This is a genomic window from Paraburkholderia sp. NMBU_R16 (genome assembly GCF_013282575.1).
Taxonomy (GTDB): domain Bacteria; phylum Pseudomonadota; class Gammaproteobacteria; order Burkholderiales; family Burkholderiaceae; genus Trinickia.
In genome coordinates, this window is the sequence record NZ_JAAAYE010000334.1 from 1 (window position 1) to 340 (window position 340).

Below are 340 nucleotides of genomic sequence, written 5' to 3' on the forward strand. Positions count from 1 at the left end.
GTCGCACCAGAGCATTGAGGTCGGTCAGTTGAGCCAGATTCAGTTTGTGCACGTCCTTGAGCAGCGCCCAGCGCATGCCTTTGAGTTGCGGCTCGACTTTCTGCTCCTGGCGGCGCATCGCATCGAGCGCCTGGGAGGCATGAGCGACGACGTGAAACTTGTCGAACGTCAGCCGCGCATTGGGCAGATGCTCGCCAACCCCTTTGATGAAGGCCGGCGACATGTCGATGCTCACCGAGGCGACTTGTTCGGGCGTGCCTTGGTGTTGACTCAGATGCGCCGCGAAGCCTTCAATCGTCTTCGCGTCACGCCCGGGCGTAGCGAACACGACCCGGCGTGC

1 protein-coding gene is annotated in these 340 nt (G+C 62.1%); it reads right to left on the reverse strand.

Annotation, left to right across the window (positions count from 1 at the left end; translation table 11 throughout):
• A partial coding sequence (locus GWC77_RS28475) for a transposase (RefSeq protein WP_173262995.1) occupies positions 1-340 on the reverse strand: 340 nt, incomplete at both ends.